Genomic DNA, 12257 nt, shown 5'->3' with positions numbered 1-12257 from the left:
TTGTCCGTGCAAACCATTACTTCCGTTTAATTCGCCTTCTCGGCTGCGGCGTCGTCCAATGCCGCAGCTTTCTTCAATGTGGAGGGATCAAATTCCGGGAATGCCACCGTGCCGAAGTCCTTGGTGGTCAATTCCAGGGTGTTGTGCTGCTCGGTCTCGGTATCGGACAGGTCACGCACCACCTTGTCCAGCAACCAGCTCTGCTTGTCTGCCGAGTACTTGAATGTAAAGTCGTCTGCCCAGCGCTCACGCGATCCGCCGGAAATGGAAATGGTGAATTGCCCGGGCTGGATGCGCGAAAACGCATAGGGGTCGCCTGCCAGGCCGCCACAACGGGCGCATGGGACGATCTTGCTGTTTTCGGCAGCCTTTTTCAGCGCGCCGTCGGCAGTCTGTGTCAGCAACAGGACCGTACGCGGCTGCCCTTCACCGAGCTTTTCCGCACCAGTGGCTGGCGGGGAAATCACCACCAGCGCATCGGAGCGCCCCGCGCCAGTCAGATCGCCGCGGATGGTCTCCAGAGCCTTCGATCCCGCCGGAATGAAGGAGTCTATCGTGCCCATAGGTACAGTCCCTTGTGTCGGTGTTGCGGGGGGTGTTGCGGCAGGTGCGGACGACTGCGTGGCCGCGGTATCGGCAGCTGCCGTCGGCTGCTCGGTTGCACCGCCGGCCTGGGGGCCGTTACAGGCCGCAAGTACAACTGCCAATGCAGGGCCGATCAATCGGAAATGGCGCAAGGTTATCTCCTGGAGCGATGGCAGGTATGCGATGAACGGCGCGGCCGCTGGCGCGCAGATTACAGGGATTGGTCGTCCACCTTGACCAGCATCCAGCAGGGGCGCTGGGCGAAGTGGTAGACCTGCTGATCACCGCTGTCCGGCGTGCGGACCAGTACCTGGCGGCCATCGGCTTCTTCGGAAATCGTGACTTCGCGGCCGCCGTTGCGGGCCGCCTCCAGGTTCGGGATGACGGGCCATTCAACGTCGGCCAGCGCAACCGTGCGGGTGACCGGCGCCGGCTCGGGCTGTGCATCCGGGTCGAGTTGGATCATCGTCAGCGGATCGGCCGTGGCCTTTTCCTGTACCGCAATGTCTGCACTGAAGCTTTTCAGAAACGCAGCGAAGTCGGTGCTGGGGCAGGTTGTCGCCTGAGCAGGCGCTGCCGGAGCGGCGGCAGGTGTCGAGGCTGCAGTTGCGGCATCTGCAGGTGACGCAGGCGTCGCGGCGTCGGCTGGCTCTGCCTGCGGTTTGCAGGCAACCAGCGCCAGGCTCAGCGCAAGGGCGTGCAGGGAAGTTCGGAAAAGGGCCAACGGATCCTCCTGATCGTAGCGGGCAAGTTGGTGCGCGGGCGGGATGTTATACGCGCCCTGCTTGCAAATGTGTGAAGGCATGCGGAGTCGAAGTTTACGCAAACCGGACGGCATGCGGCAGGTCAATACACTCGCAGAACAAGCAGCCTGACGGTGGCTCCGGTGCTCGGGTGAGTCCACTGCCGCTGATTGCTCTCATCAAAGCCAGGTTATCTCGATCGAGCCTGCGCAAAGATCATACTGATTTGATCATGGTATGGCCGGAGATTTATCCGGTATGGCGCGGCTGACTATATCCCGTTTGAAAATACATCCAGTGCATCCGCACCCACCCATCCCTGTGCGCAGTCGCCGACATATTGGCCTGGTGCGGCGGCATGGCAGCTCTCGCCAGTGGCGCTCTTCGAGCGTTGGATCGGCCTGTCGCCATATGTTCCGCATGCCGGGTTGTTCTTGCATCCAGCAACACTGTCTGCAGGAATCGCAATGACGTAGTAATACAGAGGATTCTGTCCGGCGCGGCCGATCGCTTGAATACAGACGAGCTGGCCCTGCGCCAGCCTGGCTCTTGCGATCGCGTTACTTCCAGTGGTTGGCACCGCGTCGAGGACATCCACCCCGTTTGCCTGCGTCACGCCGGCAAAGAAGCCTGCATCGCCACATGCAGGTGAGAGCTCTACGTCATAGAAATCGCCGGCATCGACATTTCCAGCTATGCAGCCTTTTGCCATGTTCGCATCGATACACTGCACGCCGCTTGCCTGCAGCAACGTCGCGAGCCGGTCATTGACGGAAGCGCCAACAGGAGCCGGGGCATCTGCTGATGCTGACGCCGATGCCATGGATGCGACTGGTGGCGCGACAGGTGCTGCCGATTCGCCAGCGCTGCACGCGCTTACTGCAAGCAGTGCGGGCAGTAGGACGTTGCGCAACACCGGCAATCTGCGGAAGGAAAAACATGAGAGAGCCATTGCGACTTCCTTGGACAATGGATGGCGTCTGGTGCGTGCTTCAGCGCTCGATAAAGAGCGCTGCCCGCCAGTGCTGCTTTAGCGCAGCGTCAAAGCCCCGAGCGCGGGGCCTTGAAGATCAATCGACCGAAATACCCGCCAACCGCTGCAATGCCTCGGCATATTTTGCGCGCGTGCGCTCGATCACGTCTGCTGGCAGGCTGGGGCCGGGTGCGGTCTTGCCCCAGTCCAGGGTTTCCAGGTAATCGCGCACGAACTGCTTGTCATAGCTGGGCGGGCTGGTGCCGAGTTCGTACTGGTCGGCCGGCCAGTAACGCGACGAGTCCGGGGTCAGCATCTCGTCCATGATGTACAGGCGGCCATCGGCATCGGTGCCGAATTCGAACTTGGTATCGGCCAGCAGGATGCCGCGTTCGGCGGCGAAATCGGCGGCGAAACGGTAGATGCGCAAGGTGGCATCGCGCACGCGTTCGGCAAGCTCGGCGCCGACGGTCATGACCATCGCATCGAAGTCGATGTTTTCATCATGGTCACCGACCGCGGCCTTGGTCGATGGGGTAAAGATCGGCTCGGGTAGTTTCTCGGCCTGGCGCAGGCCGTCGGGGAGTTCGATGCCGCTGATCTTGCCGGTGCGCTGGTAATCCTTCCAGCCGCTGCCGATCAGGTAGCCGCGTGCGATCGCTTCCACCGGCACCGGCTTGAGCTTGCGCGTGACCACGGCGCGCTTTGCATACAGCGCCGGGTCCACACCCGCGGGCAGCACCTGCTCCACGGTGATGTCGACCAGGTGGTTGGGCATCAGGTGCTCGGTCTTGTGGAACCAGAAGTTGGAGACCTGGCACAACATCTCGCCCTTGCCGGGGATCGGGTCGGGCAGCACCACGTCGAACGCGGACAGGCGGTCGGTCGCCACCATCAACAGATAATCACCCGGCGGCGCATCGGCCGGCAGGCGCTCGCGGGGAATGTCGAAGACATCGCGGACCTTGCCACGGTGACGCAACGGCAGGCCGGGCAGATCGGATTGCAACAGCGTGGTCGACACAGGCACTCCTAAGGACGTCGCAATGACGCTGTCCCCGGGACCCGGCGGGCCCGCGGGTGGGCAGCGGGCCGCGTAGTGTACGGCGCTTCGGCGCGCGCCGCTGGATTTATTGGAGCCCGCCCGCAGGCCGGCGTGCATGCCGCGTCAGCCAGGCCGGGCGGGCGTTCGGGTAAGATCGCCAGCCCGCCTTCCCGCCCCCGATCGCCCATGTCCTGGTACGGAAAATTGCTCGGCGCACTGGCCGGCGCCCTGCTGTTCCGCGGCGCGCCGGTGGTCGGGCTGATGATCGGCCTGGCGATCGGGCATGCGGTGGACGCCGGCTGGTTCAAGCGCCGCGCCGAAAACCCGTACGAAGCGCTGGGACTGGAGCCGGACGCCACCACTGCCGAGATCGACCTGGCCTATCGCCGGCTGATGTCGCGCTATCACCCGGACAAGGTGGCCAACGCCGAGCCGGAAGCACGCCGCCAGGCCGAGCGGAAGGCCAGCCAGATCAATGCCGCCTACGACCGGATCCAGCGCCTGCGCAAACGCTGATCCAGCCCCGAGCGCTCCGGTATCGGTGCCTGGCGGGACAGCGCCCGCACCCAAATCGGCATTGGTGCTGCCAATAAAAAAACGCCCGACCCGTTGCGGGTCGGGCGCGCTCACTCAGACGCCCGGACTCAGAAGCGATAGGTCGCCGTCAGGCGCACCGCATTCGACGAAAAGTCCGTATCGGTGCGGCGCAGATCGGTACCGGCCGGATTGACGCGCAGGAACGGGTTGGTGGCCGGCGCGGTGCCCGGGCCGACACGCACGCGGGTGTCTTCGTCCTGCAGGCGGGTGAACAGGTACTCCACGCCGACCGAGACGTTGTCGCTCAAGCGGCGCTGCAGGCCCAGGCCGGCCTGGTAGCCGTCGGCGCTGTCGCCGCCGCTGCTGGTGAAGCTGTTGGCGGTGTTGCTGCTGGAGAAGCTGTGGTCGAACTCGCCGCGTGCCACGCCGGCGGTGAAGTAGGCCAGAAAGTCACCCTGCGCGCCGAAGGCATAGCCGATACGGCCGCGCAGGGCGGCGGTGCGGTTGAGCTGGCGGGTGAAGGTGTAGAACGCCGGGGTGGTGCTGAAGGCGCTGACACTGTCCCGCAGGTCGTTGCGGGTGTATTCGGCGACCACACCGTAGACCCAGTTGCCGGCCTGCCAGTCGTAGCCCAGCCGCGCGCCATATTCGGCGCCGCCCTTGTCCTTGCTGCAGCCGCTGGCCGGGGTGCGCCCGGCTGCCGCGCCGCCGCAGAACCCGGGCGAGAAGGCGTCGGCGCCGGTCGGGGTGCTGACCTGGTCGCCATCGCGGCCGTCCAGGTTGGTATCGAAGCCGAAGCGGCCGCCGGAAACGCCACTGACGTCGGCACCGCCGACATTGGCGCCGATCGAAAAACCTGACCAGTCGGCCGGGCCGGTCTGTGCCCAGGCGGACGGGGCCAGGGCCATCAAAACAAGCGCAGCGGAGGCGAGCGGGGTGGTCTTCATGCGGTGTCCTTGGCGAAAGGGCGCGGTGCGCCGGTCAGGTGCATACGCAGGCGGGACCGGCGCGGATGCACTGGCTTTGCGTGCCTGCGACAATGCGTGTCCCGTTCCTTGACGAGCTGCCCATGCAACCGACGGCGATTGCCCCGTCCATCCTGTCCGCCGATTTCGCCCGCCTGGGCGAGGAAGTGAACAACGTCCTGAAGGCCGGCGCCGACTGGGTGCACTTCGACGTGATGGACAACCACTACGTGCCCAACCTCACCATCGGCCCGATGGTGTGCCAGGCGCTGCGCAAGCACGGCATCGTTGCGCCGATCGACGTGCACCTGATGGTCGAGCCGGTGGACCGCATCGTGCCGGACTTCGCCGAGGCCGGCGCCACCACCATCAGCTTCCATCCCGAAGCCAGCCGCCATGTGCACCGCACGATCCAGCTGATCAAGTCGCACGGCTGCCAGGCTGGTCTGGTGCTCAACCCGGCCACCCCGGTGGACATCCTGGATTGGGTGCTGCCCGAGCTGGATCTGGTGCTGGTGATGTCGGTCAACCCCGGCTTCGGCGGGCAGGCCTTCATTCCCTCGGCGCTGGATAAATTGCGCGCCATCCGCAAGAAGATCGACGCGCTGGGCAAGCCGATCCGGCTGGAGATCGACGGCGGGGTCAAGGCCGACAACATCGGCGCGATCGCTGCGGCCGGTGCCGACACCTTCGTCGCCGGCTCGGCCATCTTCAACGCGCCCGACTATGCGCAGGTGATCGCGCAGATGCACGCGGCGGTGGACGCGGTCCGATGAGCGCGCCCGCGCTGCAGATCCGCGCTGCCACGCCGCACGATGCGCAGCTGCTGCACGAGCTGATCACCGCACTGGCGGTGTACGAACGCGAGCCCGATGCGGTCAAGGCCAGCCCGGAGGACCTGCGCGCCAGCCTGTTCGGCGAGGGCGCCACCGCGCATGCGCTGATCTGCGAGCAGGATGGCCAGGCGCTGGGATTTGCGGTGTATTTCTTCAACTACTCGACCTGGCTCGGCCGCAAAGGCCTGTATCTGGAAGACCTGTTCGTGCGCCCGCAGGCGCGCGGGCAGGGCGCCGGCCTGGCCTTGTTGCGGCATCTGGCCCGATTGGCCGTACAGCGTGGCTGCGGGCGTTTCGAATGGTCGGTGCTGGACTGGAATCAGCCGGCCATCGACTTCTATCAGGCGGCCGGTGCGCAGCCGATGGATGGCTGGACCGTCTACCGGCTCGACGGCGAGCGCCTGGCCGCCTTCGCCTCCGGTACCTGAGCGCGGCCTGCCGCGCCGCCGTGGCACGCAAGAAGAAGGCCGCTCCCCTGGGAGCGGCCTTCGAGAAAATTGGAGGCTGATCCTGCCTCCGCCCGTCGTCCCTGCTATGGTCTTCCACTCTCCGGGTTCTCGGTGACATGCCGATGACAGCCCGGCGACATTGCGTATTCACGATGCACGCAGCGGGCCGCTGCTAGCCTGCGGCCACCACCCTCACAGCATTGGCAGCGTGCATGGCCGCGTCCCACTGGCGTCTGATCCTCAACGGCAAGTCCACCGACAACCTGGACCTGCGTGAGGCGGTGGGAACGCTGCGCAAGCGCGGCATCCAGCTCGAGGTGCGGGTCACCTGGGAAGACGGCGATGCCGAGCGCTATGTCGGCGAAGCGGTTGCCGACGGCGCCCATACCGTGATCGCGGCCGGCGGCGACGGTACCTTGAGTGAAGTGGCCGCCGCGCTGGCGCATCACACCGCCGACGCCGCCACGCTGCCATCGCTGGGCCTGGTGCCGCTGGGCACCGCCAACGACTTCGCCACCGCCGCCAACCTGCCGATCGAGCCGCTCGCTGCGTTGACGCTGATCGCCGAGCGCCCCGCCGAGCCGATCGACCTGCTGCGTATCGATGCCGAGCACGGCCCGCACTGGTGCGCCAATGTCGCCAGCGGCGGGTTCGGCACCCAGGTCACCGTCGAAACCGACGAAGGCCTGAAGAAGATGCTCGGTGGCCTGGCGTATCTGATCACCGGCATGTCGCGGCTGGGCCGGATCGACCCGATCAGCGCCCGCTTCAGTGGCCCGGATTTCAGCTGGGAAGGCGAGTTCATCGCACTTGGCCTGGGCAACGGCCGCCAGGCCGGCGGCGGCCAGGCGCTGTGTCCGGAGGCCTTGATCGACGACGGCCTGCTCGACGTCACCATCGTGCCCGCGCTCAACGGTGAAGTGGCCGCCACCCTCGGCACCCTGGTCACCGGCGGCAAACAGGCCGCGCTGGAACGTGTGGCCGTGCGCGCGCGGCTGCCGTGGCTGGAGATCGTCTCGCACCAGCCGCTGACCTTGAACCTGGATGGCGAGCCGGAGACCTCGCTGCATTTCTGCATCGAATGCGTGCCGGCGCGGTTGCGGATGCATTTGCCGGTGGAGTGCCCGTTGCGTAGCGCCTGAGCGCTGGGAATGGGGAATCGGGATTGGGGAATCGGAAGAGCGAAGAGCGTGTGTTGCGGCGTCTCGGTGCTGGAGGTCGGCGTGTACAACACGAGTGCGGACTAGCTCGGCTTCGCGGTTTGCGCGGCTTTGGCTTCGCGCCTGCTGCCCTTGCGCGGCAGTTGCGCTACAGTAGCGGCGTGTCCCGCCTGACGACTCCACGCTCCTTCTCTTCCGCTCGCCGCTGGTGGCGATGGTGGCCCGTTGCCGTCGTCCGCCCCGCCACAGAGTCCCGGAAGGAAAGTCGTCTTGATCACTGCAGAGCAGTTCCAGCGCCAGGCCGCTGAAGGTCACACCCGTATCCCCGTTGTCCGCGAAGTGCTGTCCGATCTGGACACGCCGCTGTCGGTCTATCTGAAGCTCGCCGACGGCCCCTACACCTATCTGTTCGAATCGGTCGAAGGTGGCGAACGCTTCGGGCGCTATTCCATCATCGGCCTGCCGGCGCGGCGTGTGTACAGCTTCCGCGGGCATACGCTGGAAATCAGCGAGCACGGCGAAGTGCTGGAAACCCGCGAGGTCGCCGACCCGCTGGCCGAAGTGGACGCCTTGCGCGCCGAGCATTCGGTGCCGCAGCTCGACGGCCTGCCCGGCTTCACCGGCGGCCTGGTCGGCTGGTTCGGCTTCGAGTGCATCCAGTACATCGAGCCGCGCCTGGGCAGCGGCGACAAACCCGATGAGCTGGGCACGCCGGACATCCTGCTGATGCTGTCCGAAGAGCTGGCAGTGTTCGACAACCTCAAGGATCGGCTGTACCTGATCGTGCACGCCGACCCGCGCCAGCCGCAGGCCTATGTGCGCGCCAACCGGCGTCTGGACGAACTGGCGCACCGGCTGCGTCAGGGCGGTGCCGGGTATCCGCAGGCGCAGATTTCCGATGCGATCGACGAGTCGGACTTCCACTCCTCGTTTACCCGCGAGGAATATCACGCAGTGGTGCGCAAGGCGCAGGAATACGTGCGCGCCGGCGACATCTTCCAGGTGGTGCCGTCGCAGCGCTTGCGCGTGCCGTTCCGTGCGCGTCCGGTGGATGTGTATCGCGCGCTGCGCGCGCTCAATCCCTCGCCGTACATGTATTTTCTCGATGTGGGCGGCACGCAGGTGGTCGGCTCCTCGCCGGAAATCCTGGCGCGCCTGCGCGATGGCGTGGTCACCGTACGCCCGATCGCCGGCACCCGCCCGCGTGGTGCCACGCCCGAGCAGGACAAGGCGCTGGAGGCCGAACTGCTGGCCGACCCGAAAGAGCGTGCCGAGCACGTGATGCTGATCGATCTCGGTCGTAACGATGTCGGCCGCGTGGCCGAACCGGGCACGGTCAAGGTGGGCGAGCAGTTCGTGATTGAGCGCTATAGCCACGTGATGCACATCGTCAGCGAGGTCACCGGCACGCTCAAGGCCGGCCTGAATTACAGCGACGTGCTGCGTGCGACCTTCCCGGCCGGTACCGTCAGCGGCGCGCCGAAGATCCGCGCGCTGGAGATCATCCGCGAGCTGGAGCCGGTCAAGCGCAACGTCTATTCCGGCGCGGTCGGCTATATCGGCTGGCACGGCGATGCCGACACCGCCATCGCGATCCGCACGGCGGTGATCCAGGACGGGTATCTGTACGTGCAGGCCGGCGGTGGCGTGGTCTACGACTCGGACCCGGATCTGGAATGGCAGGAGACCATGAACAAGGGCCGCGCGCTGTTCCGTGCGGTTGCGCAGGCGGCCAAGGGGCTGTGATGGACGGGCAGGGCCACGCTGCGCGCATCAGCTTCCGCAACGATTACAGCGAGGGCGCGCATCCACGCCTGCTGCAGGCCTTGGCACAGGCCAGCGCCGAGCAGAACGCCGGCTACGGCACCGACCGCCATACCGCGCGTGCGGTTGCGCTGATCCGCAGCGCAGTTGCGCAGGCGCAGGCCGAGGTGCATCTGCTGGTCGGCGGCACCCAGACCAACCTGACCGCGATCGCGGCGTTCCTGCGTCCGCATCAGGCGGTGATCGCGGTGGAAGCGGGGCACATCGCCACGCACGAAACCGGCGCCATCGAAGCGACCGGCCACAAGGTGCTGACCGTGCCGGCACTGCACGACAAGCTGACGCCGGCGCTGATCCAGCCATTGCTGGATGTGCACGGCAACGAGCACATGGTGCAACCGCGCCTGGTCTACATCTCCAACAGCACCGAGAGCGGCACCATCTACACCCGTGCCGAACTCCAGGCGCTGTCGCGTTTCTGTCGCGCGCACGATCTGCTGCTGTATCTGGATGGCGCACGCCTGGGCGCCGCGCTGACCGCCGAGGGCAACGATCTGGATCTGCCCACGATCGCCGCGTTGACCGATGCGTTCTACATCGGCGGCACCAAGAACGGCGCATTGCTCGGCGAAGCGCTGGTCATCGTCACTCCTGCCCTGCAGGCCGACTTCCGCTATCTGATCAAGCAACGCGGCGCGCTGCTGGCCAAGGGCATGCTGCTGGGGTCACAGTTCGCCACCTTGTTTGAAGATGGCCTGTTCTTCGAGCTGGCCGCGCATGCCAACGCGATGGCGCAGCGCCTGCGCACAGGATTGTTGGCCGCTGGCGCGCAGTTCACCAGCGATTCGCCGACCAACCAGCAGTTCATCGCCGTCAGCGCGCAGCAGGCCGCGCAGCTGGCGCAAGGCTACGACTTCGAGCGCTGGGAAGTGCGCACCGATGGCAGTCAGGTGATCCGCTTCGTGACCTCGTGGGCGACCACGGCCGCGTCGGTCGACCGGCTCTGCGTGGACGTCGCAGCGCTCAGTCATTCGGCCATGCATCCATAACCATCTATCTCATCAAGGAAGAACCCGATGAAGCGAGTTGCCCTCTGGATTTTCGCAAGCCTGTTGATGCTGCCGCTCGCCGCGACAGCGCAGGTCAACAGCCTGCCATCACAGCCGCATTTGCTGGTGAAAGGCCAGGCTTACCGCACGGTCGACCCGGACCGCTTCATCATCGATCTCAAGGTCAGCAACACCGATCTGCAGCCTGACCTGGCGCGCAAATTCGTCGAGGAACGCGCCCGATCGGTGCTGGACGGCCTGCGACGCAACCACGTGCTGATGGATTCGCTCTATGCCTCGTCGCTGTCGATCTCCCCGCAGTCGCGCTACGAAAATGGCAAGTCGGTGTTCCAGGGGACCCGCGTGGAGCGCAAGATCCGCGGCACCTTCTCGTCCCTGAAGGACGTGCGCGCCTTTCTGGGCGGCCTGGAGGCCAACGAGAATGTCCAGGTGTTGTCGATGCAGAGTGCATACGCCGATGCGGCCAAGCTGCGCGCCGAACTCAAACGCGAAGCCGCAACGCAATCGCGGGAATCCGCCCAAGGGCTGGCCAGCGCCTACGGAGTGCGGCTGACCGGGATCTACAGCATCTCCGATGTGGCGCCCAGTTTTGCCTATGGCGTCGAAGCCAGCACCTGGTCTGCGCCTGCAGCGCCAACGCCCAGCTCCGTGGTTTCGCCGCCCTCGCCACCGGCACCCCCACCGCCGCCGCCACCTGGTGCAGATGGCAAGGTGCAAGGTCTCGGCGAGAGCCTGCTGACCGGCACGATCACCTACACCGAGAACATCTATGCGGTCTTCCTGATCGCGCAATGAGTCGCTGCCGTGCGGGTCGTCAGCGAGCAGGGGGTCCATGTCATGGGGGAGCGCCTGCCCACCGGGGCATGCGAATCGCATGTTGCGCACGCCGGGAGCAATAACGTTCGGGCCGGTGACAGCAGATGGTTTTTAGCTGCCGAGCGGACCGAGCTCGCGGACCAGATCGAGCAACAGGCGCAAGCCGGTAGGCAGTTGCCGTCGGCTTGAGTAGTAGAGATGAAAGCCGGGGCCAGGGCTGGCCCAGTCCTCCAGCACGAGCCGGGCGGTGCCCGCGGCAAGCAACGGAGCCAGCACTGGCTCGGGCGCATAGACCAATCCTGCTCCGCCGGTGAGGAGGGCCAGGGCCAGCCTGGTGTCGTCAATCGTCATGGTTCCGGGCACGTCGACAGTCAGGAGTTCGCTGTCTTTTTCGAGCTCCCAGCGATAGATGCGGTCATTGCCCAGCCGGATGCGCACGCACCGATGATGGTGAAGGTCGAGCGGATGCTGCGGTATGCCATGGCGTGCGAGGTAGGTGGGCGCCCCGGCGACCACCCATCGGATGTCCGGCGATAGCCGCTGGGCAATCATGTCTTCCGGGACGGTTCCACCATAGCGAATCCCCGCATCAAAGCCTCCCTCGACGATGTCAATCATCCGATTGGTCGAAACAATATCCACTTCCACCTTGGGATAGCGTTCCGCAAAGATCGGCAGCACCGGGCCGAGCAGGAGCGGCACTGCATCATTGATGACATTGAGCCGGATACGGCCGGCGGGCGAATTCCTGTGCTGGTTCAGCAGCTCTATGGCCTCGCCGATGGCTCCAAACGGCCCAGATATCGCCTGTAGCAGCTGTTCGCCGGCAGCTGTCAGCGTGACGCTGCGGCTGGTGCGATGAAGAAGCCTGACTGCCAGGCGCGTTTCCAGGCCCTTGATGGCATGGCTAAGCGCTGAAGAACTCACCCCAAGCTCTGTGGCAGCACGGCTAAAGCTCAGATGCCGCGCAATGGTCAGGAAATAGACAAAGTCGGCCAGGTCCGCGCGATTAAGGTTCATCTGTCTTCATCGGTATTGTGCTGTGTAGTGCTGAAGATGATTCGGGCGCCAGATTCACGGCTGCTTGTGTGATTGAGTCTCGTCAAACAAGAGCCCGCCTCGCGACCGTTCTTTGGTCGCAACCGCGTATATGGCCCATACGCCAGGTTCGAATTTCATGGTTCGAATTTCATGGACGCGTGCATCTCTGCGGCCGCGCTACGGTTCATTCCTCTTTCGGTAATCCCCCCGCCCATTAGCTGACGCCAGAAGTGGAATTTTCTCGTCCCCTTTCCCGAGGAGGTTCCATGAAGA

At 65.3% G+C, this 12257-nt stretch carries 13 protein-coding genes; 7 read left to right on the top strand and 6 right to left on the bottom strand.

The genetic code is table 11. The features are described from left to right. Positions 1–26 precede the first annotated feature (26 nt). The 4 genes from LL972_RS17215 to LL972_RS17200 all read right to left on the bottom strand — a co-directional run bounded on the left by LL972_RS17215 (position 27) and on the right by LL972_RS17200 (position 3325). Positions 27–563: a hypothetical protein gene (locus LL972_RS17215; protein ID WP_228328647.1), complete on the bottom strand. Its 537-nt coding sequence runs from the start codon at positions 561–563 to the stop codon at positions 27–29. Between the two features lie 233 nt (positions 564–796). Further along, positions 797–1423: a hypothetical protein gene (locus tag LL972_RS17210; RefSeq protein ID WP_228328626.1), complete on the bottom strand. Its 627-nt coding sequence runs from the start codon at positions 1421–1423 to the stop codon at positions 797–799. Positions 1424–1599: 176 nt separating this feature from the next. Next, the gene (locus LL972_RS17205; RefSeq protein WP_228328646.1) at positions 1600–2280 is read right to left on the bottom strand and encodes a hypothetical protein; all 681 of its coding nucleotides are present in this window, start codon (positions 2278–2280) and stop codon (positions 1600–1602) included. A gap of 118 nt (positions 2281–2398) precedes the next feature. After that, positions 2399–3325, bottom strand: coding sequence for a phosphoribosylaminoimidazolesuccinocarboxamide synthase (locus LL972_RS17200; protein ID WP_167765859.1), 927 nt, complete (start codon positions 3323–3325; stop codon positions 2399–2401). A gap of 207 nt (positions 3326–3532) precedes the next feature. On the opposite strand from LL972_RS17200, the gene LL972_RS17195 reads away from it, so the two are divergent. Continuing rightward, positions 3533–3862, top strand: a complete 330-nt coding sequence (locus LL972_RS17195; protein WP_047126203.1) for a J domain-containing protein — start codon at positions 3533–3535, stop codon at positions 3860–3862. 128 nt (positions 3863–3990) lie between these two features. Here the strand turns inward: LL972_RS17195 and LL972_RS17190 are convergent, their stop codons facing one another. Beyond that, positions 3991–4830 (bottom strand): outer membrane protein, encoded by an 840-nt coding sequence (locus LL972_RS17190; RefSeq protein ID WP_228328625.1) that lies wholly within the window; start codon positions 4828–4830, stop codon positions 3991–3993. Positions 4831–4952: 122 nt separating this feature from the next. On the opposite strand from LL972_RS17190, the gene rpe reads away from it, so the two are divergent. The 6 genes from rpe to LL972_RS17160 all read left to right on the top strand — a co-directional run bounded on the left by rpe (position 4953) and on the right by LL972_RS17160 (position 10922). After that, positions 4953–5624: a ribulose-phosphate 3-epimerase gene (gene rpe / locus LL972_RS17185; protein ID WP_228328624.1), complete on the top strand. Its 672-nt coding sequence runs from the start codon at positions 4953–4955 to the stop codon at positions 5622–5624. Next, positions 5621–6112: a GNAT family N-acetyltransferase gene (locus LL972_RS17180; RefSeq protein WP_228328623.1), complete on the top strand. Its 492-nt coding sequence runs from the start codon at positions 5621–5623 to the stop codon at positions 6110–6112. Before rpe ends, LL972_RS17180 begins: the two co-directional genes overlap by 4 nt. A gap of 233 nt (positions 6113–6345) precedes the next feature. Further along, positions 6346–7275, top strand: coding sequence for a lipid kinase YegS (gene yegS / locus LL972_RS17175; RefSeq protein ID WP_228328622.1), 930 nt, complete (start codon positions 6346–6348; stop codon positions 7273–7275). 288 nt (positions 7276–7563) lie between these two features. Beyond that, positions 7564–9039, top strand: coding sequence for an anthranilate synthase component I (trpE, locus tag LL972_RS17170; RefSeq protein WP_102583237.1), 1476 nt, complete (start codon positions 7564–7566; stop codon positions 9037–9039). Continuing rightward, complete coding sequence (locus LL972_RS17165) at positions 9039–10106, top strand: threonine aldolase family protein (protein WP_228328621.1); 1068 nt, start codon at positions 9039–9041, stop codon at positions 10104–10106. The genes trpE and LL972_RS17165 overlap by 1 nt, the downstream gene beginning before the upstream one ends. Positions 10107–10133: 27 nt before the next feature. Continuing rightward, positions 10134–10922 carry an SIMPL domain-containing protein gene (locus tag LL972_RS17160; protein ID WP_228328620.1) on the top strand — a complete coding sequence of 263 codons (789 nt, stop codon included), beginning with the start codon at positions 10134–10136 and terminating at the stop codon, positions 10920–10922. Positions 10923–11054: 132 nt separating this feature from the next. Here the strand turns inward: LL972_RS17160 and LL972_RS17155 are convergent, their stop codons facing one another. Next, complete coding sequence (locus LL972_RS17155; RefSeq protein ID WP_228328619.1) at positions 11055–11963, bottom strand: LysR family transcriptional regulator; 909 nt, start codon at positions 11961–11963, stop codon at positions 11055–11057. Positions 11964–12257 lie beyond the last annotated feature (294 nt).

It is taken from the genome of Xanthomonas campestris pv. asclepiadis, from assembly GCF_020784175.1.
GTDB classification, from domain to species: Bacteria; Pseudomonadota; Gammaproteobacteria; order Xanthomonadales; family Xanthomonadaceae; genus Xanthomonas; species Xanthomonas campestris_D.
Note: the sequence above shows the minus strand (reverse complement) of the source record. Positions and strands in the feature narration are given on the sequence as shown.